The sequence below is a fragment of the Brevibacillus sp. AF8 genome (assembly GCF_021270385.1).
Classification (GTDB): Bacteria; Bacillota; Bacilli; order Brevibacillales; family Brevibacillaceae; genus Brevibacillus.
The window spans coordinates 268537-290668 of the sequence record NZ_JAGQDN010000003.1; the positions used below are offsets into that span (position 1 = coordinate 268537).

Here is a 22132-nt window from a genome sequence, read left to right on the forward strand (position 1 = left end):
TACATTCCTATTGCGTACTCCTGTTGAGGTTTCTGTTATCGAGAAAAACGAGAGATGTTCAACAAGACACCTACACCTGTGAGCATCAGTGTCAATGATGAACCGCCGTAGCTTAAGAATGGCAACGTGATTCCTGTCACCGGAAACATCCCTGTTACAACACCAATATTGATGACAACCTGGATGGCAATCATTCCAATGATTCCTAGCGCAAGCAGGCTTCCGAACAAATCCGGAGCCGTAATCGCCGTCCGCATTCCCCTCCACAACAAGAGGAGGAAAAGCAGGAGAATGAGCGTGCCTCCGATAAAGCCCAGCTCCTCCGCGACAATCGAGAAAATAAAATCATTGTAAGGCTCCGGCAAGTACAGATGCTTCTGTCTGCTTTGTCCAAGACCAAGACCCAACAAACCACCGGGACCTATTGCGTAAAGGGATTGGATGATTTGATAGCCGGTATTGAGCGGGTCAGACCACGGATCGAGGAAGGACGTAATCCTTTTGATTCGATAAGGAGCTGACAAAACCAATCCGATGAAGCCAACCACTCCGATCATTCCCAATCCGACAAAATGACTGACACGCGCACCTGACGCAAAAATCATGACAACCGCTGTTCCCATCAAAACCGTCCCGGTGCCCAGGTCCGGTTGCAACATGATCAATCCAAAGCACAGAACCGGGATTCCCAAGGCAGGCATAAGACCTTTTCGGAACAAGACAATTTGCTTCTGATTATCTGAGAGCCACTTCGCGAGAAATGCAACAACGCCCAGTTTCGCAAATTCTCCTGGTTGAATTCCAAAAGCGCCAAATCCAAGCCAGCTTTTCGAGCCATTTACCTCGATCCCGATGATCAAAACAAGAATCAACAGACCGATGCTCGCCAAATATCCTGCCTTGGCCCATTGCTTCCACACCCAGTAATCAATATTCATCGTAATGTACATGGATGTAATCCCTAACAGAGCGAAGATCAGTTGCCGCTTGGCAAAGAAATACGGATCGGAAAACGGCGGCTTTTGCGCCACGATCGCGCTGGCGCTGTACACCATCACGATGCCAATTCCCAATAAAAAAAGTGTTGCAAAAATAATTACGAAGTCGGGGGCAGAGCGTACCTTGCTCATTGTGCCAGGTCATCCTTTCTCATGCCGTCCCGCTTTTGTCATATTCGTGATGGTACCAGTGGGACGTTATGCTAGGCTTGTTTTAAGTCTATGCACGCCGTCCTTAAACATGCTCCCCCTTGTCTCAAACGAAGGAAACATGTCCCAACTCGCACAAGCTGGGCTCAGTAAGACCACATCACCTGATTCAGCTAACCGGGAAGCAGCAAGAACGGCTTTTTCCACAGTATCGACATGGATACGCTCATTAATCCCTGCTTCCTGAGCACGTTCCAGTAAAATCGGAGCCGTTTGCCCAAGGGCGATGACTGCTTTTACCCGACCTTGGATCACAGGCAGCAGCTCCCGAAAATCAACGCCACGATCCAGCCCACCGCAAATCCATACGACCGGCTCCTTGCATGCTTGCAAGGCGCGTGATGCAGCTTCCGGGTTGGTCGCTTTTGAATCGTTGAAGTATTTGACACCGCGAATCGAATCTACGAACTCCATCCGGTGCTCTACCCCCGGGAAGGTAGTAAGAACTTTTATAATCGATTGCTTGTCCGCACCTGCGAGCTTCGCAACAAGAATCGCTGCCAGTGCGTTGTCCAGATGAGGAACGGTAATATCCGCTATTGCAACAATTGGCTCTGTATTCCCATTCCCATCCGCAAACAGGATCAAACCATCCTTGACAAAAGCTCCCTTTGGCACCTCTTGACTCTTGCTAAAGTAGTAAATGGCTGCAGGGAGGTCTTTGCATTTTTCTACAATCTCTGGTTGGTCATATGGCAAAATAGCTGCGTCATCTGCCGTTTGGTTGGCAAACATTTTCAGTTTGGCTACCAAATACTCTTCCATGGTGTGATGGTAATCCAGATGAGCAGGATACAGATTGAGTAAAACACCGATATGTGGGCGAAATTCCCTTGTCCCCATCAGTTGGAAGCTACTCAATTCGGCAACGAGCCATTCGTCGGGACCAGCTTCCTCTGCCAGACCGCACAACACGGTACCGATGTTGCCTCCTACCTTCGCATCCAGACCCGCTTCTTTGAGAATCAGTCCGACGAGCGTCGTAGTCGTCGTCTTGCCATTGGAGCCTGTTATGCCGATAATCGGTGCCTTGGCAATCTGGAAGGCTAGCTCCACCTCCGTCACAACAGGAATGCCTAGTGACTGAGCCTGTTTGACGGGTGCTGCTTCATACGGAATCCCCGGGTTTTTGACCACTAGGGATACACCTTCATGAATCAGATCATCAGGGTGATAACCGCAAATGACCGGGATTCCCAACGCTTCCAGCTCTTCTATCCCCACGGCTTCTTCACGTGGCTTTTTATCATTTACGACGACATGAGCACCAAAGCGGTGTAGCAGTTTAGCCACTGCGACACCGCTCTTTGCCATACCAATAACGACGACATGTTTATTATGAAAACGCATCATCTGATTGTCACCACCTCAAGGTATACACCCAATCCAGCAAAGAACATACCGACGAGCCAGAACGTGACAACCACGCGCCACTCTGACCAGCCTGTTAATTCAAAATGATGATGCAGGGGACTCATTCGGAAAATACGCTTTCCACGCGTCTTAAAGGAGACTACCTGCATAATGACAGAGAGTGTCTCAACAACGAATACCCCACCGATAATAGCCAAGAGCAATTCCGTCTTGGTCATGATTGCAATTCCCGCGAGCGCTCCACCAAGTCCAAGTGAACCGGTATCACCCATGAACACGCGTGCCGGATGTGCATTAAAGACGAGGAAGCCAAGTAGCGCACCTACAACAGCTGCACTAAAAATAGCAGTGTCATAATCTTGGCCAAACCATGCGATGATCGCATAAGCACCAAAAGCAATGGCTCCCGTCCCTGCCAATAGTCCATCTACCCCATCTGTGATGTTAACAGCATTCGTTGTACCTACCAAGAGGAACAACAGGAACGGGAAGTAGAAATAGCCAAGCTCCAGCTTCCACGGTGTACCTGGCAGATGAATGGACGTGTCATGCCCCATCATGAGCAGCAAAATATAAGCGCCGATTGCCAAGACAATCTGACCAGCAAACTTCTGTTTGGCGGTCAACCCGAGGTTACGTTTTTTCTTGATTTTGATGAAATCATCCAGAAACCCGATTAAACCGTATCCGAGAGTCACCAATAACAGGAAGTAAATTTCCATTTTCGCATTGGCAAACTTCAACACGGTAAATATGAGTGCCAAAAGAATGATGGTGCCTCCCATAGTGGGAGTTCCAGCCTTCTTATAATGGGATTGCGGTCCTTCCTCACGAATTGCCTGCCCAAATTTCAGGCGGCGAAGGAAGGGAATAAACAATGGGCCAATGAGTACGGCGATGAGAAACGCAGCGACGATCGTGACGATTAGGACGTTGTCAACGAACATGCCCGAGCCTCCTTTCTTTCGATGCAGTGTGTGGCATCTGTTTTATTCTTGGTTGTACCGGGCAATCGCTTCGCGCGCTACTTCACGGTCATCGAAGGGCAACACCTGGTCTTTAATAATTTGATACGTTTCGTGTCCTTTTCCGGCGATCAAGATCACATCGTCCGGCTTTGCGAGCGAAACAGCATGGGCAATGGCTTCGCGTCGGTCTGTTAGTGCCGTATAACGATCAGGTGCCACTTCCGACAAGCCTGCCAGCATGTCATCGAGAATCGCCTGCGGCTCCTCCGAGCGTGGATTATCTGATGTTAAGACGGTCAGATCAGCATATTTCGTTGCAATTTGCGCCATGATTGGGCGTTTGGATCGATCCCTGTCGCCTCCGCAGCCAACAATGCAAAATACGTTGCCACGGGCAAATTCCTTGACAGTCATCAATGCATTTTCCAAGCTGTCTGGCGTGTGTGAGTAGTCGACGAGCACCGCAAACGGCTGACCAGCATCTACTGCTTCAAATCGCCCATTTACCCCTGCTACCGCTTCCAGGCTCGCTTTAATCTCTTCTAGTGGAATACCTTCTGCGAGTGTAACCGCGATGGCTGCCAAAGCGTTATACACATTGAACTTTCCCATCAGCTTCAAGTTCAGACGCGCACTGCCAGCAAAGCTTTCGACTGTAAAAGAAGTTCCTTTACTGGTGATTTCGATTTGTTTTGCCCTTACATCTGCAGGTTGATCAATGCCGTATGTAATGACTCGCGCCGGTGTAACGGTAGCATATAATTCGGACGCCTCATCATCCGCATTCAGTACAGCGGTCTTTAGACGGTCTGTGTCATAGCTGTTGCCGAGCTGGGAAAACAACAATGATTTGGCGTAGCGATAGTTTTCCATTGTTTTATGGTAGTCGAGGTGATCCTGGGTCAGGTTGGTGAAAACCGCTGTATGGATTTCGCAACCGCGGACTCTTCCCAGCTCCAGTGCATGAGAGGACACCTCAATAATCGCATAGTCTGTGTTTACATCGCACATGCGGCGAAAGCTTCTTTGCAAATCTATGGCATCTGGAGTCGTATTTTTGACTTCCTCCGTTACGTCTCCAATTCTCATATGGATCGTTCCGATTAAGCCTGTTTGCTTGCTTTGATCGCGCAAAATTTTGTCGATCAGATGCGTAGTGGTCGTCTTGCCATTTGTCCCCGTTACGCCAATGACTTTTACTTCTTTCGTAGGAGATCCGAAAATACGATCAGCCAGCATAGCCATTGCCCGCCGGGTATCCGGTACTTTGACAATAGTCGCTGGCACGTCCAGATCTTGTTCGGATAACACGGCGACGGCACCATTCTTCACCGCCTGGGCCGCGAACGTATGTCCATCCACGGTATATCCAGTCAGACAGACAAACAAGTAGCCGGGCTTTACCTGGCGCGAGTCTGCTGTCAAACCCGTAATCTCCATGCTGTCATCCCCCGAAACCGTTACTGGCAACAAAGGCATGAGCAGATCCCGTAGAAACATGAAACAGGCACCCCATTCTCCAACTAGTATAGACAGAAATTTGAACATTTGTACTAGGCTACACCGATCATTTAGGCGCAGTCTGGACGAACAAAGGCAGAGCGAACGTAGACAAGCCTACTCCCCTCCGCCTTCGAAATCTCATTTTATAGCTAATTGGTCGATTTGTCACCAAGGTATATGCGAATTTTTCCGCCCTCATCAATTTTTACTCCGGGTGCAGGGGACTGCTGAATGACATACTGACCTTTCCCTGAAACGACTAGCGGCAGAGTATCATACGTTGTCACTACGTCTCTCATGGATTGTCCGACCATGTTTGGCACTTCGATTGGCGCCCTTTCTCCAAGTGCTTTGTTAATTTCCTTGGGGATGCCATCTTTACGTTTCGGTACATTCAAATGCTGAAGGGAGGATTCCATGATGCTTTTTACACTCGGAGCGGCAATCAATCCCCCAAACGCCAGTGCTTTCGGATTGTCTACGGCGAAATATACGACGAGCTGTGGATCATCAGCCGGCGCAAAGCCGATAAACGACACGATGTATTCCCCATCGACGTAACGGCCATTTTTTACTTTTTGCGCTGTCCCCGTCTTTCCTCCTACCCGATACCCTTCAATAAATGCCTTGTTACCCGTTCCTTGCGCGACCACACTTTCCAGTGCATGCCGAACTTTGGCGGAGGTCTCCTCTGTAATCACCTGTCGCACTTCTGTCGGCAAAGTCCTCGCTACGACATCGTGTGTCACACTATCCCGCCATTCCTTGGCGACAAACGGTTTCATAAGTTTGCCCCCATTGATGGCAGCTGAGACCGCAGCCATTTGTTGAATTGGCGTTACCGATACCCCTTGACCGAAAGAAGTCGTCCCCAGCTCTACGGGTCCTACTTTATTCAAATTGAATAACAGCCCGTTTTCTTCGCCAATCAAATCGATCCCTGTCTTTTGTCCGAAGCCAAATTTTTTGATGTAGTCAAATAGTCGTTCTTTTTGCAGTCGCTGGCCCATCGTCACGAAGCCAGGGTTACAAGAATTCTCTACCACTTCCAGCATCGTTTCCTGTCCATGCCCCTGGCGTTTCCAGCAACGCAATCGCTTCCCTGCCACATTTATGAATCCCGGATCGTAAAAGCCCTCGTTCAGATTGATGACCCCTTCGTTTAAAGCAGCTGCCAGTGTCACAATCTTGAATGTGGAACCGGGCTCGTATGTTTTCCAGATAGGGAGATTTCTATTGTACACCTCGGAAGGATAGTCCCTGTACGCATCCGGTTGAAAAGTCGGGCGACTTCCCATCCCCAATATTTCCCCTGTCTTTGGATTCATGGCGATCGCCAGAACATCATCGGGCTGATAAGCGACCACCGCTTGATCCAGCTCGCGTTCGATAAACGATTGGATGGTACTGTCGAGGGTTAAATACATGTCCATCCCATTCACGGGTGCTACGTAGTCTTCAGTTCCACCTGGCAGTACGCGCCCTTTGGCATCTGAAGGAAATGAGATATGTCCCTCGGTCCCCATCAAGAAGGGATCATAAATTTTTTCTAGCCCTGTCAGCCCTTGATTGTCAATGCCTGTGAAACCAAGAATATGGGCTGCCATATTTCCGTTCGGGTAAAAACGCTTCGTATCCCCTGCCAAGTATATCCCTGGCAGATTCAGTTCTTGTATTTTTCTCGCCTTTTCAACTGACAGTTTTCTTCCACCAGGAATCTGGTTGTTGCTCATTTCTTTTTTCGTAATGGCACGAAATACATCTTCTTCTTTTTGCTCCAAAATGACGGCGAGCTGTCTCGCTGTTTCTTTAGGGTCTTTGATTTGTGCCCCTACCGATACCAGTGTGGGGACGGTCATATTCGTCACGAGCTCATTGCCGCTTCTGTCCAGAATGCGACCGCGATTGGGTTGAAATTTAATTTCCCGCTTGAGCAGTTCATCTGACATTTGCGAGAGTTTCGGTCCTTCTATCAATTGAACATAACCCAATCGGGTGACAAGCGCTGAATACAAAACAACGCCTACAATCAAGATGATAAAAATACGACGGCGTACAGTAGCATTGGATACCCGCAAAGCGAGTCCCCCCTCAAATAGGTTGTCTCTTCTTAACCTTATTCGCAGGGGGGACTAGTTAGAACTATGGAGTTGTCGGCGTTTGCGTCGATTGGTCTTCTGGTTTGTCAGGAGGAGGTGCCTGTCCAGATGCTGGCGGCTGTGCTGCCCCACCTTGCCCAGTTTGCTGACCGGAAGATGGTGGAGCCGGATTGTTTCCTCCTGTTGAATTTGTAGCAGGATTCGACCCCGAATTGTTTGGTGTGGTTGTAACAGGCACTGTGCTGCCCTCCTGACCAGGAGGAGGGGGTGTCGGTACAGGTGGTTCCGACACGGATTGCAGCGTCACCTGTAGCAGCTCTGTACCCTGGAGAACCGTTCCCGGAGGAATGCTTTGTTGGGTGACGAAGCCGGTTCCAGTTGATTTCATTTCGAGATTGATCAAAGAGCTGAACTCCATGACATCCCGCAATGATTTTCCTTTGAAGTCAGGCATCTTCGTTCCTTTTACCCTGTCCGTTACAAGGATGATCTGTTCACCAGGAATGACCTGATCATAGGCTTCCGGATATTGTTTGACGATTTTCGTACCTGTTCCGGCTACCGTGACGGTCAAATTGTCCTGCTTCGCCCGCAATTGTGCGGCTGTAGTGGACATCCCTTCAAACTTAGGCAATGTCTTCGGTGCAGCAGGTGAGGATGCCAGCGTTGCCTGCGCTTCTTTTTTCGGCGTTGCCTTTTCTTTCTGTTTATTCTTTACTAAGGACAGATCAGGCTGCTGCTGCAAATATTGCAGGCTGCGTTCCATAATGGATGTAAACATCGGAGCGAGCATCATTTGTCCCCACAATGCATACCATGCATCTGTTTGCGGATCGTCAATAACGACGTAGACTAACAGCTTCGGATTGTCTTTTGGCGCGAAACCGATGAAGGAAGCAACGTAACGGCCATCCAAAATTTTCCCTGTATTAGGATTATATTTTTGCGCAGTTCCTGTCTTTCCTGCTACTTGATACCCTTCGATTTGATATAGTGTACCAGTCCCGGGCTTCTCTGAGACAACCTTACCCAAAATGTCGCGTGTCTGTTTTGCAGTCGCTTCACTTACAACCCTGTCCACAACCTCACGTTGCGTGCGATTGACGACTGCTCCCGTGTGAGGATCGCGCATTTCTTTTACTATATGAGGTTTTAGAAGCTCTCCTCCATTCGCGATTGCCCCTACAGCAGCAACCTGTTGGATCGCCGTAACCGTCGCTGCTTGACCATACGTTGTTGCAGCCCAGTCGCGTGGTGACCGAGGTTTTTCCAGGTTGATCAAGTTTCCTTCTTTTTCGTAAGGAAGCTCTATTCCGGTTTTTTGACCCATCCCGAATTTTTTGAAGTATTTCTTCAGACCCTCCAGTTTCAACCGTTCATAACCCAACTTAGCGAACAACACGTTACTGGATCGCTGAACCCCTTCCAAAAAGCTGATGGTTCCCCAACCGGCACCATTGTTGTGGTCACGGATCGGAATCTGCCCCTTGATGGTGTAAGCGCCTGATTGATAGGTTTCATTCTGATTAAACATTTTTTCTTCGATTGCTGCCGCCAGCGTAATAATCTTAAAAGTTGAGCCCGGCTCAAACATCGTGGTGACTGCATGGTTGTTGTAGTTCTCAATCCCGTTGTAGTACGTATTCGGATTAAACTGCGAACGGTTGCCCATCGCCAATACCTCGCCCGTTTGCGGGTCGGCTACAACGACCGTCATGCCCTGCGGCTTGTACTGCTGTTCCACCTTGTCAAGGGCTTGTTCTACATAATCCTGTATCTGGCGATCAATGGTGAGATATACATCTAAGCCGTCTATTGCCGGAATGTAATCTCCTTCTCCGTCTGGCAGTTGATAGCCTGCACGATCCTTTTGGTAGGCAATATGTCCCTTTTTGCCAGCCAATTGTTCGTTCAATTGCAGTTCGATCCCCATTTTCGGTTCATCATACAAATCAAGATAACCGATCACGTGGGAAGCGAAGGCGTTATTCGGATAAACCCGGCGAGTCGTTTCAGTCAAATAGATTCCTGGGAGCTGATTCTTTTTGACCTTCTCACCACTTGGCAGTGTCGGATATTGCAAACTTAGAATGCGGTTCCTTTGCTCTTCACTGATCTTTTTCCCGTAGCGTCCCAATTCCACCACTTTGTTCGGCTTGGTCAAATTCTTCACCAATTCTTGAACAGGCGCATTCAAAATAGGAGCCAGCATATTCGCTGTGTAGTAGGGGTCTTTCACCACATCTTCGTCTCTCGCATCAAGTGGCTTCAGCCTTGCATTTACTGTGTATGCCTTACCATCATATGCCAAGATCTCTCCGTTTCGATCATAGATTGCTCCACGCTTCGGCTTCAAAACACTCTCTCTGTCCCACTGCTTTTGAGCCGTTTCCATAATTCTGGCAGCCTCTGCCGTTTGGATCCAATAAATCCGAAAGCTCAACGTCGAAAAGGTCAAGATCAGGCATAAAGCTACCACGAGAATTCGCCAATTTACTTTTCTCTTCCATTCCATCTCCATTCAACTCCGTCACATCAAAGATCGCCCGCCTCCCAAGTAAGGCTGATGGGGGAGACGAACGCAACCTAGCCGAGTCAGGAGCAGACTCTGGCCCAGCTAAGAAAAAATGTTACCGCACATAAGGAGCAGTAACATTTAAGGTTTTTTGTGTTGTGTTTGTGGCAGAGAACTCGCCTGTACTTCTGGTTTGCCGATCGTATGTACAGCTGCCGGATTGTATACCATCCCCTGCTTCTCTGCTTCTTTTTGCAGGCGATCCCGGTTGGTCATTTGTTCAATTTGCAATTTCAGCGTTGCATTTTTTTCTGCCGTTACACGGTTTTCATGTTTGGTGCTCTGGATATCGTAATTCAACTGGGAAATTTGCGAGTAGCGGACACCCACTAGACCCATGCCGACGACGGTTAACGAGATAAATAAGAGATACAGCAATTTTTCTCCGGTCGGAATCGTTGGCTTGATTCGAACCGTGCGTTTTGTTGTTTTCGTTACAGAGCGGGATTTTTGTTCCAACTCCATAGCTAAATTTCCTCGGTAGTAATAACTCATCGCTTCTCCCTCCCCTTTCTCGTCGATCCCGGTCTACAGCTTCTCCGCTACCCGTAGTTTAGCTGATCGTGCACGATTGTTTGCTTCCAATTCAACTTCTGATGGCAAAATCGGCTTCTTTGTAATGACTTTTACTACCGCTTTATTTCCGCATGTACAAATCGGAAAAGCTGGCGGGCACGTGCACCCTTTGGAAAAGTCTTGATAAATTTGCTTGCAGATTCTGTCCTCTAAAGAATGAAACGTGATGACACTGACCCGACCTTCTGGATTCAAAACCTCAATTGCATCGACGACGGCTTCTTTGAATGCATCCAGTTCATCATTGACTGCGATCCGAATTGCCTGAAAGGTACGCTTCGCCGGATGGGGTCCGGTACGGCGCGCAGCGGCAGGAATTCCTTCCTTGATCAACTCAACGAGTTCCCCTGTTGTTTGGATCGGCTGCTTCTTCCGTTGTTGAACGATTTGCCGGGCAATTCTCCGGGAAAATTTCTCTTCTCCATACAGCCAAATGATCTTGGCAATCTCTTCTTCGTCCCACTCATTAATAATGTCATAGGCGGACAATGGCGCTTGCTGGTCCATTCTCATATCTAAGGGTGCATCGGCATTGTAACTGAAGCCGCGCTCTCCCTCATCCAATTGCGGAGAGGATACCCCGAGGTCAAATAACACCCCGTCTACACCCTTCAAGCCTAAATCTCTCACAATGTCTTTGATATGGCGGAAGTTGCTCTTTACCAGCGTGACTCTGTCCATATAGGAAGCGAGTCTTTCGCGGGCATTATCCAGTGCCCAGTCGTCCTGATCGATGGCAATAAGTCGACCGCCCTCCGTCAACTTGGAAGCAATCAAACTGCTGTGCCCAGCTCCACCGAGTGTACAGTCTACATAAATGCCTCCAGGACGAATGTTTAGCCCTTCGACAGCCTCATCCATCAAAACGGTTACGTGATGAAACGACAATGTCGTCACTCCTGTTCTTCTCGCTGCTACAAATTAAAATCAACCAGTTTTTCGGCAATTTCTCCAAAAGAGCCTTCTGACTGGGCAAAATAATCTTCCCAGCGTTCCTTGCTCCATACCTCTACACGGTTTGACACCCCGATGATCACACATTCTTTTTGCATGCCTGCATGCTCACGTAAATTGGGTGGTATGTTTACCCTTCCCTGCTTGTCCCACTCGCATTCGGTGGCACCTGAAAAGAAAAATCGTGTAAATGCGCGAGCATCTGCTTTTGTAAAGGGGAGAGACTTGAGTCTTTCCTCTAGTTGTTTCCACTCATCTTGCGGATAAGCAAACAAACATTGGTCCAGCCCGCGGGTAATAACAAAGGAAGTGCCTAGCCCTTCACGGAATTTGGCTGGGATCGTCAGGCGGCCTTTTTCGTCGATGCTGTGCTGATATTCCCCCATGAACACGCCCTGGTCCCCCACTTTCCTGTCGGTTGGCTCCACTTTCCCCCACTTTTCCCCACCTAGTACCTATTTGTTATTATAAAAAAAAATCCTGCGTTTGTAAGCAGGATTTTTTCGCATATTTTTTTGCCGGGAAAAGACGGGATTCGAGGAACTATTCGACCCAGCTTTCCAGGTAGGATTTTTGCTCATCTGTCAATTTGTCGATTCCGATGTTCAGAGCTTCCAACTTGTACTGAGCAACCATTTGATCCAACTCGAATGGTACGTTCAGCACTTTTTTGCCAATGTTTTTGTACTGTTCATTGACATAAGCCAAGGATACCGCTTGCAGAGCAAAGGTCATATCCATGATTTCAGCCGGATGTCCGTCGCCAGCAGCCAAGTTCACGAGGCGGCCTTCTGCGAGCAGATACACTTTTCGACCATCAGCCAGGACAAATTCTTCAATATCTTTACGCACAATACGGGAAGAAGTCGACATTGCATTCAGATCAACCTTGTTTACTTCGACATCGAAGTGACCCGCGTTGGACAAGATTGCGCCATCTTTCATCACAGCAAAATGCTCTTTGCTGATGATATCGCGGTTACCTGTCACTGTTACGAAGTAGTCACCATGCTTCGCAGCTTCGAGCATTGGCATTACTTCAAATCCATCCATGTAAGCTTCTACCGCTTTGATTGGGTCGATTTCGGTTACGATGACTTTTGCGCCCAAACCTTTTGCACGCATCGCTACACCTTTACCGCACCAGCCGTAGCCAGCTACCACAACCGTTTTACCAGCTACTACAAGGTTTGTAGTACGGTTGATACCATCCCATACGGATTGACCCGTGCCATAGCGGTTGTCGAACAAGTATTTGCAGAATGCATCGTTTACAGCAACCATCGGGAACTCCAGCTTGCCTTCTTTCTCCAACGCTTTCAGACGCAGAATACCTGTTGTTGTTTCTTCTGCACCACCGCGTACTTGAGACAACAGATCACGGCGCTCGCTGTGCAAAATAGTGATCAGGTCGCCACCGTCGTCAATGATCAGGTCAGGGCGAGTTTCCAGTGTTTTGATAAGATGCTCTTTGTATTCTGCAGGATCTGGATTGTATTTCGCAAATACGCGGATACCGTCTTCCACCAATGCTGCGCAGATGTCATCTTGCGTGGACAGCGGGTTGGAACCGGTAATGGTTACTTCAGCGCCACCAGCTTGAACTACTTTTGCCAGATAAGCCGTTTTCGCTTCCAAGTGCAAGGAGATCGCAACTTTCAGGCCTGCAAATGGCTGCTCTTTTTCAAAGCGCTCACGAATGCGGTTTAGGACAGGCATGTGTTCTTTTACCCAATCAATTTTCAGATGGCCGTTGTGCGCCAACGACATATCTTTTACGATGCTTTCAGACACTGTGTTCATGTATGGATGGACCTCCTTTTATCTCATAAAGCAACCTTCTCTATCATATCATACGCAAGTTCAACCATCACCTGTTTTTCCTATTATCGGCAGTTTACGGCTCTGCGGTTTCTACCGTAAGCAACTCCAAAAAGCGCAGCAAAGCCTGTGGCATCCATTTCTTTTTATGGTAAACCAACTGCCGGAATACACGGATATCCGGATGGGAAAAGGGGAGTATAACGAGTGTACCATTTTTCACTTCTTCTTGTACGACAATTTTCGGAAGCAACGCAATTCCTAAATCATAGGCAACACATTGTTTTATCGCTTCCAGACTGCCAAATTCAAAAGAAGATTCCACCGTTGCTCCTGCTTCACGCAACACCGCTTCCATCATCCCTCGGTAGCTGCATCCCTTTTCTGTAAAAATCCAGGTTTCCCCGGTAAAATCGTGGGTTTCTACCTTCTCTTTTTTCACCAGCGGATGGGTAGGGGCAGTAACAACGACTAGTTTTTCCTCACCTAAAACGACATTTGTCAGTTCAGATTGATCTTGGAGCCAATCGAGCACAAAGGCGAAATCGAACTTCCCTTCCTTTACCCCTTGCCTCAAATCTTGGCAAATGCCCGGTGCTAGCATGATCCGCATACGCGGCTGCTCCAAGCGAAATTTTTGCAAATAAGGGGGTAAATAAAAGGCCGCCAATGACTCCACTGTTCCGATACTCAACGTTCCCGCCAGTTGCGCTTGCTCGGACAGATTCGCTTTTGCCTCATCTAATACGGCTTGCAGCTGTTCGCTGTAGCCGAGAAGCACTTCGCCTGCATGGGTAAGCCTGATTTTTTTGCCCCAACGCTCGAATAGGCTGACACCGAACTCCGATTCCAGGTTTTGAATTTGGGTCGTAACACTCGACTGCGCGTAGCCCAAAATTTCTGCTGCACGAGTAAAGCTTTGGCATTTTGCTACTTCACGGAAGGTTTGCAAATAACGAGTATCCAGATTTCCCCCTCATTTCATCGAAAAAATCGATTCGAATCATCTAATATTATAGATAACTCCGATTATTAAGTCTATGCTACACTTCAGTTACCAACGACAAGGTAAGTAAAAAAGCGAGGGATCTACCTATGGGGAAATTATCTACGCAAGCCCCCGGTCTAGCCAAAACACTGCGACTTCCGCAAATCGTCGCCTTATATATCGGGGCGGTGATCGGTTCCGGCGTATTGCTCATCCCCGGACTCGCAGCCGAGAAGGCTGGTCCTGCTTCCATTTTAGCTTGGCTCGTCATGTCTATTCTCGTCCTGCCCATGGCCATTACAATGGGGCTGTTATCTGCTCGTTACCCGAGCTCAGGTGGAGTCTCTACTTTTGTAAGGACAGCGTACGGAGATCGATTCGGAAACATGGTTGGCTGGTTCTTTCTCTTGTCTGTCCCGATTGGCGCACCGATTCTTAGTGTTACAGGGGCCAACTACATTGCGATCCTGCTGAACTGGAATGAGTCGCAAGTTTATGCAGCGGCGGCTCTGCTTCTTCTCGCTGTCGTAATAATGAATGTTGTAGGTTTGCATGTAGCTGCACGTGTCCAAACGATTGTTGTCTCGCTGATTATCACGATTTTGATTTTGGCCGTTGTCGCCAGCATTCCGCATGCATCTGTGACTCACTTTACCCCATTTATGCCAAACGGTTGGTTGAGTGTCGTGCAAGCCGCAGGTCTGATGTTCTGGTGCTTCATTGGGTGGGAAGCCGTGACGCATCTTTCAGAGGAATTCGTCGATCCTGCGAAAAATGCGATTCGCGGTGTCTTGTGGAGTGCAGGAATCGTTGCTGTCTTATACTTTGCCGTAGCCTTTATGACTGTGGCTACGCATAGCTATGGGGTCGGCATCTCCGCTGCATCGCTCAGTGTCATGGTTCAACTATCCTTGGGTCCGATCGGCGGATGGATTGTAGCCGTAACCGCCTTGTTCATTTGTATCGCGACAGCCAACGCGTACATTGGAGCTGCGTCACGCATCGCCTATTCGTTGGCTCAAGAAAAGATCGCTCCGCGTTGGTTTGGCACCCTCCACGTCAAGTACCGGACACCAATCGGCGGACTTCTGTTTCTCTCTCTTTGTTTTGTCGTCGTTCTTGGCGTACTCTATTTCGACGTGATCGACTTGTCCAGACTCATCGAGCTTCCCAATGCTACCTTTTTTGCGACTTACATCGGCGGGTGTCTGGCCGGGGTACGGCTGTTGCACAATAGTCGCGTAGGCCGAATCGCTTCTTGGACTTCTCTCGTATGTACCGTAGGGCTGTATCCTTTTTTGGGGTGGTCCGCTCTCTATCCGCTCGCGATTGCACTCGTCCTTTTTATTTGGCAAAAACGTCATGCCTGACACGAAAAAAGGCTGGGGTCATGTCCCAGCCTTCTTTTTCTTATTCATCTTTTCCAATCAGTCGAAACGTTTTGCCATCGCTCGAGGAAAGGTAAAACGTGCGATCGACGCTTCCGCCCAAATCCCCTGCGTAATATTGAACCGTCATTCTGTATTTATTCATTCCGATTTTTGCAAAGTACATCAGCTCATTGAACTGCGGAAACCGGATATAATCATACACTTCATATTGCATAAACGAAAAATGCTCGCGTAAAAACGATTCGCTCACAGGCAGATTGTTTTTCTTTACATACGCGACCAAGTCATCATAGCGTCGAATTTTTTGCTTATCCATCACATCACTTACGAATGACGAGACAGCTTGTGTCATTGCCTTTTTCTCGCTCTCCGGTACATTGCCAGGGTACAGCTCGTCTATTTTCGTTTCCAAACGATTTAATAGGACGACTGCCTGTGCTCTGTTGATTTTGTCATCAGGACGAAAGCTTCCATCTGGAAAGCCAGCCAGAATCCCCATTTTGTAAGCAGGGTAGACCGTCATCACCTGTGTTTCGTTTTCGACCGAAAGATCCGTAAAAAATTTCGCTGTCGTTCCCCGATATTTTTCCCCTTCGGATTGATGCCCGATAGCTGCCAGCAAGGTTCTTGCCGCTTCTAACCGCGTCATGCTATCCATCGGTTTCCCCGATGGCATGATACCCGCAGAAGCCAAATGGTGATAGGTTTTTTCCGACCAACGTCCCGCAGCAGCCTGCAAGTAGGTCTCTTTGATATAGCCTTCAGGCTCATGACCTGTGAAGGAAGGTATGACGCGTTCAATCAGGGATAAAAACTGTTCTTGCGTCACCGTTTGCTCTGGCTTAAAGGTCCCGTCGGGAAATCCTTTGATCAATCCTTTTTTGGTAGCAATCCCTATTTCCTTTGCTGCCCAATGTCCATTCGTGTCGATAAATGCAGGGGAATTGACCACGTATTCTTCCCGTGCGTCGGCCTTCTTCATTCCTGCGGTTGCGATGCCCGTCAATAAAACCGACAAGCTAACAACTAGTAGAGTGGCTTTTTTCCCGATTTGTTGTAATGTAATCTGCATCCCGAGTACCACCTTTCCCCAAAAACAATCCATTACTACTAAGACGCAAAATTTGTCGGAAAAGTTTCGGCATGATTTGATGAAAAGTTTTCCATCTGCTTAAACAACAAAAAAATAGCCGGGTCCACTTCTAGGACGATCCGACTATTTTGCGCTGCATTTTACAGGTAATAAAGTTGATGAGTACCATCATGCGCGAATGGTGCATCTACTAATCGGTCAATCAAACCAAGACCATACTTATTTGCAAACGGAAAAAACGAATGCTTTCTTTCTTGCAGCCCACCTTCGGGCAACAAAGCGGTCTCAATTCGTTGGACGCGGACGTGTTCCACGTCATCTTTTTGCTGTAGCGAACGAATTAGACGTTCTTCCAAAAAGGAGACCTGCTCTAGCAGCAGCTTACTATTTTTCTCCGCCAGACCACGCAATCCGCCATCCAGAGAAACGACCTCCTCTACCAGCGGACGATAGATCGACATAATCGACTCCCGTGCCGAAGCGAATTGCTGCTCCAACGGATGTGGCCCCTGATTTTTGGACCACTCGGTTTTCCAAGCCGTGAAATCAGTCAAGACTTGTTCAACAGACAACCCCAAGCTATCCAGCAGTCTCAGTTGAGCACCTTCCACAAGGGTAATGGACATCCGAGGCAATACGATCGGCATCTGCATCCCGAATAGCTCGAATACCTCCCGATAAAACGCCCAATACGCAATCTCGCCCGGACCTCCAATGAAGGCAAGCGTAGGAAAGAGATGCTCCTGCATCAACCCACGAGTAACGACGTTTGTGCTAAAACGCTCCGGGGTATCTGCAACCTGCTTGAGCAATTCATCGCGACTGTAAGAACGTCTCCGATTGATAAAGCGCTCCCCGTGACGTTCTAGCAGCAATCGATCATCGCCCTCATAGACGAACAGATTGGCTTGATGCTCTTCCACTTGCAATTGGAGTGGATAGCCAGCCGTTGAAATTCGATCCGCTGCCCGCAGCATCACCTTCGTCAATTGCTCATTGTTTTCGATGATCTGTGAAAAAATGGGTTGCTGCAGTTCACGAACAAACGGCAACGAGGATTCAACCAGAACAAGACCGTGCTTGCCAAACAGTTTTGCCATCAAGCGGGCAAACCACTCTGCGACTGTGCGCGAGTCTGATGCAGTCTGCGTCAGCAACTCACGAATCTGTTTGGTTTCGGTAGTCTCTGTCTGTCCCTGGAAAAACTTTTCCAGGAACTGCGTACACAGCTCAGGGTCCAAGGGTAGCGTACTTGCCGATTGACGGCCCTTTTTGTTCAGAGCCAGTCGCTCTTTGTGCAGGCGCTTTCCATCGTCCGCTCCCCAGTACACGTGATCGATCTCATCGATGTCATGATCTTCGCCAGCAATCCAAAACACCGGAATGACGTTCGCCTGAAGCTCGGCAGACAGCCTCTTCGCTGCCTGGATCAGATGAACAGCCTTGTTGACCGTATAGAGTGGCCCACCCAGAACTCCTGCTTGCTGACCGCCGATGACCACATAGGTGTCTGGCTGTTTGAGCAACTCGATATTTTTCAGTGTTTCAGGGTGAGTACCCATCTCTTTATTAAATCGATATAAACCTTCCACGAGCTGGTTCCGGTGAGGATAGGATTGACTTCGAAGCCATTCCACGCGTTCTCGATAGGACTGTTCACGGTAGGGATTATGTGCAAAAAACTGTAATGCAGAGGCATTTTGCTGCTGGTACTCCTGTGCCAGCGGATTCGCCAATGGAAGCGCGAGACATTCAACATTCATGCTAGCTCACCTTTCTTCGGGCCATGGTCAACCAAAATTATAACATGCTCCACAGCCACAAAAAACAAGACAACCCACTTTAATGGGTTGTCAAAGTGTAATACAGGCTCGTTTGCGCTTGCATTAAAATTGCGGAGGGGTGACGGACCAGATTAACAAAGCTTCCGTTTCTCCTGTATTTTCGATTGAGTGTGTTTTGCTGCTATCAAATGAAATACTGTCTCCTGCTTCCAATACATGCTCTTCATCGTTGAAGCGTGCTGTCACACTGCCAGTAATGACCGTGAAGCACTCTTCTCCCTCTGACTGCACGAACTTGTCGACAGCCATTTCTCCAGGCATCAGTCGCACTTCCAGCATCCCCAGCTTGGCACTACCTCCCATCGAGAGCAGCGAATACGTGCCCGTCGATTCAGGAAAGACCAGTTGTCTGCGTTTTTGCAAGCGAGTCACATGCACCTGCTTTTGATCAATATCTTCGAAAAAATGAATGATGGGTGACTCCAGAGCTTTGGTGATTTTCCACAGCGAATCCAGCGACGGCTGTGAAATTCCACGCTCTACTTGGCTCAGCAAACCTTTGCTTAACCCTGTCTTGCCTGCCATAATTTCCAAGGTAAAGCCGCGTTCTTTCCGAATCATTCGAATCTTATGACCGATGGTCTCGATGGGAAGTCGCATAGTTCCAACCTTCTTTCTTATCGGAATAAATACGATATGTATCAACAGTGCTTTACACGACACCCATCGTTTTGATAATTCCGGTCGTAAACAGCACTATGTAGACGATTCCAAACCAGAGAAACGACAATCGCCAGGCTGAAAATCCTACCTTTTTGAGGGAGAGCCGCCCCTTCAACTTCATCTGTACCCACCCAAGGAGTATGGTTACCACCAGGTAAAAACAGAATACCCACCACCAAGCGGAGAATGCCTCGGGCCAGATCAGTTCGTAAGCGGAAACGGCAGAGCGAATCACCAAAAGATTCGTGATATTTATCGCGAAGCGGCCTGCCAATTTCTTGTTCCGCGTCATTCCATACAAGATGAAATAAACGATCGGAAATCCGAGAAACGGCACAACCGTCAGCGTCCCCCACAAATAGGCCCAGACATTCGCCAAAAAGGTCATCTACTGTCGCCTCCCTCCTTCCGTATTCCCATGTCTGACTTTAGAAGGATAACGCGAAGCAAGGTTTCGTGCAGCGGAGTCGGAATCCCGGCTTTTTGCCCTAGTTGGACGAGATAGCCGTTGATAGACTGCACTTCCGTCGGTCTGCGCTTCTTAATATCCTGCAGCATGGAGGAAAGATTACGGGAAGTATTTCGGCAAATGGAGACAATTTCCTGCAAGTCTGCATCCTCGATTTTTTGTCCAGCATACGCGGCTACTGCAGCTGCTTCCACAAATAAAGCACGCATGAGCTGTTGCGTATGTGAATTTTCGAGGAGGGCACCATTTGGGATTTCAAAAAGCGCGGTTAACGGATTGATCAGCGCATTTGCGATGAGCTTGCGCCAAGCGAAGGGCTGTATTGCCTTTTCATAGACAGCCTCCATTCCTGTTGCTATTGCCCATTCGACAAATATGCGAATCAGTGGATCATTGCAATCAGAAGTCTCCCAAGAGCCTACACGCAAAGTACCTGTACCGGTGTGCACGACTTCTGTAGGCGACAATCTCCTTGCCCCTTCCGTATTAATCGCAAAGAAGCACTGTGTCTCCGTTAAAACGGTTCGAAGCAATTCGTAATGACCCATGCCATTTTGCAAAGCGATTACTCTTGCCTTGAGGTCCAACCTTTGTAGAGCTGGGAGCAAGCTGTGCAAATCTGGCTGCTTTACAGTTAACAGATACAGATTCCCTTCAGGCAATCCTTCTTCAATGGAGCGAGCTGCTACGGGAACAGTGATTGAATCCCCATTCAGCTTTTGAAAGCTGAGCCCGCGTTCATTTAGCTGATTCGCCTGGAGTGAACTGCGTGTAACAATCGTAACAGGTTGTCCAGCGTGTGCGAGCCTTGCTGCATACAGCAGCCCGACAGACCCTCCACCTATGACTACTACCTGAAACGTCATTGGTTCTAGCAGCATTTGTTCACCCACATTAATCAATGCTTATTTTTCAAGAATAACAGAGTTTTCGGGATTGTTCAATTGATTGCCACAAAAAAAGATCGAAATTATCGAAATATTCCTTGGCTCCCACACCTTTTTTGTAAAAAAATAGGCTGTCGCCCATTGACGACAGCCTGACCCCTCAATTATACGGGATAAACAGCATGCTTTCTGTCCGAAAAAACGTGACGCTTTTCCTTGTAAACCTCGTAGCGCTGGATTAATTCGCGTCTCAGTTCGCTTGGAAGCACAACAGCATCCACAATCAAGTTCGAAGCCAGTAAGTACAGATCGATGTCTTCCTGATACTCTCTGCGTTTTTCCTGAATAAACGCTTGACGCTCCGCCGGGTCCTCAATCGCCTGTATTTTGTTACTGTAGACGGCATTAACGGCTGCTTCTGGTCCCATCACGGCGATTTGGGCTCCGGGCAGTGCGAGGCAAGCATCTGGTTCAAAGGCAGAGCTAGCCATTGCATACAAGCCAGCACCATATGCTTTACGTACAATGACGGATATTTTCGGTACTGTGGCTTCCGCCATGGCGGAGATCATTTTTGCCCCGTGTCTGATAATACCTGCCCGCTCTACGGCTGTCCCAATCATAAATCCCGGAACATCCGCCAAGAACAACAGTGGAATGGAAAACGCATCGCACAGCGTGATGAATCTAGCCGCCTTGTCAGCCGAATCGACAAACAAGACTCCTCCTTTTACACGCGGCTGGTTGGCAATGATACCGACAGGTTTGCCATCCAGACGTGCCAATCCGGTAATCAGTTCTTGGGCAAATAATTTTTTGATTTCAAAGAACGAATCCTCGTCGACCAATGCTGTAATGACATCATGCATATTGAAAGCTGCATTTTGGTTCTCCGGCACGATGCTCGTGATTTCTTTCGCTGTAGACACAGGAGCTTTTGCCAGTGCAGTCGGCGGCGTCAATGTATAGTTCGCCGGGAAGAAGCGCAGATAGCTGCGCGCTGCTTGAATCGCTTCTTCTTCATTGGCAGCCAGTACGTCGCCGCATCCGCTGACGGAGCAATGCATGCGTGCGCCGCCCAACTCCTCCAAGCTCACTTTTTCTCCAATCACCATTTCTGCCATGCGCGGAGAGCCCAAGTACATGCTCGCGTTTTTGTCGACCATGATGACAATGTCACAAAAAGCAGGGATATAAGCGCCACCAGCCGCAGAAGGTCCAAACAAAATGCACACTTGTGGAATTTTGCCCGAAAGCTTCACTTGGTTGTAAAAGATTCGGCCAGCCCCCCGTCGGCCTGGGAACATCTCCAATTGATCAGTGATACGCGCTCCTGCTGAATCGACGAGATAGAGAAGAGGAACACGCATTTTTTCGGCTGTCTCTTGAATGCGAATGATTTTTTCGACGGTCCGCGATCCCCAAGACCCGGCTTTCACAGTCGAATCATTTGCCATCACGCAGACGGTTTGACCATTAACCTTGCCAATTGCGGTCACAACTCCATCCGCCGGCAGATCGCCTGCCATAACATTCGCGAACAGCCCATCCTCGACCATGAACTCGTCATCAAACAATAGCTTGAGGCGATCGCGGACGAACAGCTTGTTTTGCTCCTTGAGCTTGTCATGATACTTGGCATCGCCCCCTTGCACTACTTGGGCAATTTTTTCGTGCAATGTGTCTTCCAAATGTTTGGTCATCAGCGTAATCCCCCTC

The 22132-nt window shown here is 48.5% G+C and carries 18 protein-coding genes; 1 reads left to right on the top strand and 17 read right to left on the bottom strand.

Features of this window, described 5'->3' with window-relative positions:
• Positions 1–35 precede the first annotated feature (35 nt).
• The 11 genes from spoVE to KB186_RS07635 all read right to left on the bottom strand — a co-directional run bounded on the left by spoVE (position 36) and on the right by KB186_RS07635 (position 14045).
• Entirely contained in the window at positions 36–1130 is a 1095-nt protein-coding gene (gene spoVE / locus KB186_RS07585) for a stage V sporulation protein E (protein ID WP_173608210.1), read from the bottom strand.
• 66 nt (positions 1131–1196) lie between these two features.
• The gene (gene murD, locus KB186_RS07590) at positions 1197–2561 is read right to left on the bottom strand and encodes a UDP-N-acetylmuramoyl-L-alanine--D-glutamate ligase (RefSeq protein WP_232773336.1); all 1365 of its coding nucleotides are present in this window, start codon (positions 2559–2561) and stop codon (positions 1197–1199) included.
• A complete protein-coding gene (mraY, locus tag KB186_RS07595; RefSeq protein ID WP_007717699.1) occupies positions 2558–3529 on the bottom strand; it encodes a phospho-N-acetylmuramoyl-pentapeptide-transferase in 972 nt (323 codons plus the stop codon). Before mraY ends, murD begins: the two co-directional genes overlap by 4 nt.
• A 42-nt stretch (positions 3530–3571) precedes the next feature.
• Positions 3572–5050, bottom strand: a complete 1479-nt coding sequence (locus KB186_RS07600; protein ID WP_232773337.1) for a UDP-N-acetylmuramoyl-L-alanyl-D-glutamate--2,6-diaminopimelate ligase — start codon at positions 5048–5050, stop codon at positions 3572–3574.
• 152 nt (positions 5051–5202) lie between these two features.
• Entirely contained in the window at positions 5203–7131 is a 1929-nt protein-coding gene (locus tag KB186_RS07605; RefSeq protein WP_173608213.1) for a stage V sporulation protein D, read from the bottom strand.
• A gap of 64 nt (positions 7132–7195) precedes the next feature.
• Positions 7196–9667 (bottom strand): penicillin-binding protein, encoded by a 2472-nt coding sequence (locus KB186_RS07610; protein ID WP_232773339.1) that lies wholly within the window; start codon positions 9665–9667, stop codon positions 7196–7198.
• 141 nt (positions 9668–9808) lie between these two features.
• Positions 9809–10222 carry a cell division protein FtsL gene (gene ftsL2, locus KB186_RS07615; RefSeq protein ID WP_173608215.1) on the bottom strand — a complete coding sequence of 138 codons (414 nt, stop codon included), beginning with the start codon at positions 10220–10222 and terminating at the stop codon, positions 9809–9811.
• Between the two features lie 33 nt (positions 10223–10255).
• Entirely contained in the window at positions 10256–11200 is a 945-nt protein-coding gene (gene rsmH / locus KB186_RS07620; RefSeq protein WP_232773340.1) for a 16S rRNA (cytosine(1402)-N(4))-methyltransferase RsmH, read from the bottom strand.
• Positions 11201–11217: 17 nt separating this feature from the next.
• Positions 11218–11649 carry a division/cell wall cluster transcriptional repressor MraZ gene (gene mraZ, locus KB186_RS07625; RefSeq protein WP_007717680.1) on the bottom strand — a complete coding sequence of 144 codons (432 nt, stop codon included), beginning with the start codon at positions 11647–11649 and terminating at the stop codon, positions 11218–11220.
• Positions 11650–11800: 151 nt separating this feature from the next.
• Positions 11801–13060, bottom strand: coding sequence for an adenosylhomocysteinase (locus KB186_RS07630; RefSeq protein WP_047068374.1), 1260 nt, complete (start codon positions 13058–13060; stop codon positions 11801–11803).
• Between the two features lie 94 nt (positions 13061–13154).
• A complete protein-coding gene (locus tag KB186_RS07635) occupies positions 13155–14045 on the bottom strand; it encodes a LysR family transcriptional regulator (RefSeq protein WP_173608385.1) in 891 nt (296 codons plus the stop codon).
• 128 nt (positions 14046–14173) lie between these two features.
• On the opposite strand from KB186_RS07635, the gene KB186_RS07640 reads away from it, so the two are divergent.
• Positions 14174–15436 (top strand): APC family permease, encoded by a 1263-nt coding sequence (locus tag KB186_RS07640; protein ID WP_232773341.1) that lies wholly within the window; start codon positions 14174–14176, stop codon positions 15434–15436.
• 40 nt (positions 15437–15476) lie between these two features.
• Here KB186_RS07640 and KB186_RS07645 read toward each other — a convergent pair whose 3' ends face one another.
• The 6 genes from KB186_RS07645 to KB186_RS07670 form a co-directional block, all read right to left on the bottom strand.
• Complete coding sequence (locus tag KB186_RS07645; RefSeq protein WP_221869101.1) at positions 15477–16529, bottom strand: S-layer homology domain-containing protein; 1053 nt, start codon at positions 16527–16529, stop codon at positions 15477–15479.
• Positions 16530–16690: 161 nt separating this feature from the next.
• Positions 16691–18313 (bottom strand): bacillithiol biosynthesis cysteine-adding enzyme BshC, encoded by a 1623-nt coding sequence (gene bshC / locus KB186_RS07650; protein ID WP_173608219.1) that lies wholly within the window; start codon positions 18311–18313, stop codon positions 16691–16693.
• A gap of 123 nt (positions 18314–18436) precedes the next feature.
• Positions 18437–18994, bottom strand: a complete 558-nt coding sequence (locus KB186_RS07655) for a helix-turn-helix domain-containing protein (RefSeq protein WP_007717657.1) — start codon at positions 18992–18994, stop codon at positions 18437–18439.
• A gap of 52 nt (positions 18995–19046) precedes the next feature.
• Positions 19047–19445, bottom strand: a complete 399-nt coding sequence (locus KB186_RS07660) for a DUF3397 domain-containing protein (protein ID WP_016740712.1) — start codon at positions 19443–19445, stop codon at positions 19047–19049.
• The gene (locus KB186_RS07665; protein WP_232773343.1) at positions 19442–20407 is read right to left on the bottom strand and encodes a ketopantoate reductase family protein; all 966 of its coding nucleotides are present in this window, start codon (positions 20405–20407) and stop codon (positions 19442–19444) included. The genes KB186_RS07660 and KB186_RS07665 overlap by 4 nt, the downstream gene beginning before the upstream one ends.
• A 170-nt stretch (positions 20408–20577) precedes the next feature.
• The gene (locus KB186_RS07670; protein ID WP_232773344.1) at positions 20578–22116 is read right to left on the bottom strand and encodes an acyl-CoA carboxylase subunit beta; all 1539 of its coding nucleotides are present in this window, start codon (positions 22114–22116) and stop codon (positions 20578–20580) included.
• Between the last annotated feature and the right edge of the window lie 16 nt (positions 22117–22132).

What these genes read in the sequence shown, in the direction of transcription:
- spoVE (WP_173608210.1), bottom strand. Translation starts at nt 1,130, where the DNA reads ATGAGCAAGGTACGCTCTGCCCCCGACTTCGTAATTATTTTTGCAACA.
- murD (WP_232773336.1), bottom strand. Translation starts at nt 2,561, where the DNA reads ATGATGCGTTTTCATAATAAACATGTCGTCGTTATTGGTATGGCAAAG.
- mraY (WP_007717699.1), bottom strand. Translation starts at nt 3,529, where the DNA reads ATGTTCGTTGACAACGTCCTAATCGTCACGATCGTCGCTGCGTTTCTC.
- KB186_RS07600 (WP_232773337.1), bottom strand. Translation starts at nt 5,050, where the DNA reads ATGTTTCTACGGGATCTGCTCATGCCTTTGTTGCCAGTAACGGTTTCG.
- KB186_RS07610 (WP_232773339.1), bottom strand. Translation starts at nt 9,667, where the DNA reads ATGGAATGGAAGAGAAAAGTAAATTGGCGAATTCTCGTGGTAGCTTTA.
- ftsL2 (WP_173608215.1), bottom strand. Translation starts at nt 10,222, where the DNA reads ATGAGTTATTACTACCGAGGAAATTTAGCTATGGAGTTGGAACAAAAA.
- KB186_RS07630 (WP_047068374.1), bottom strand. Translation starts at nt 13,060, where the DNA reads ATGAACACAGTGTCTGAAAGCATCGTAAAAGATATGTCGTTGGCGCAC.
- KB186_RS07640 (WP_232773341.1), top strand. Translation starts at nt 14,174, where the DNA reads ATGGGGAAATTATCTACGCAAGCCCCCGGTCTAGCCAAAACACTGCGA.
- KB186_RS07645 (WP_221869101.1), bottom strand. Translation starts at nt 16,529, where the DNA reads ATGCAGATTACATTACAACAAATCGGGAAAAAAGCCACTCTACTAGTT.
- bshC (WP_173608219.1), bottom strand. Translation starts at nt 18,313, where the DNA reads ATGAATGTTGAATGTCTCGCGCTTCCATTGGCGAATCCGCTGGCACAG.
- KB186_RS07655 (WP_007717657.1), bottom strand. Translation starts at nt 18,994, where the DNA reads ATGCGACTTCCCATCGAGACCATCGGTCATAAGATTCGAATGATTCGG.
- KB186_RS07660 (WP_016740712.1), bottom strand. Translation starts at nt 19,445, where the DNA reads ATGACCTTTTTGGCGAATGTCTGGGCCTATTTGTGGGGGACGCTGACG.
- KB186_RS07665 (WP_232773343.1), bottom strand. Translation starts at nt 20,407, where the DNA reads ATGCTGCTAGAACCAATGACGTTTCAGGTAGTAGTCATAGGTGGAGGG.
- KB186_RS07670 (WP_232773344.1), bottom strand. Translation starts at nt 22,116, where the DNA reads ATGACCAAACATTTGGAAGACACATTGCACGAAAAAATTGCCCAAGTA.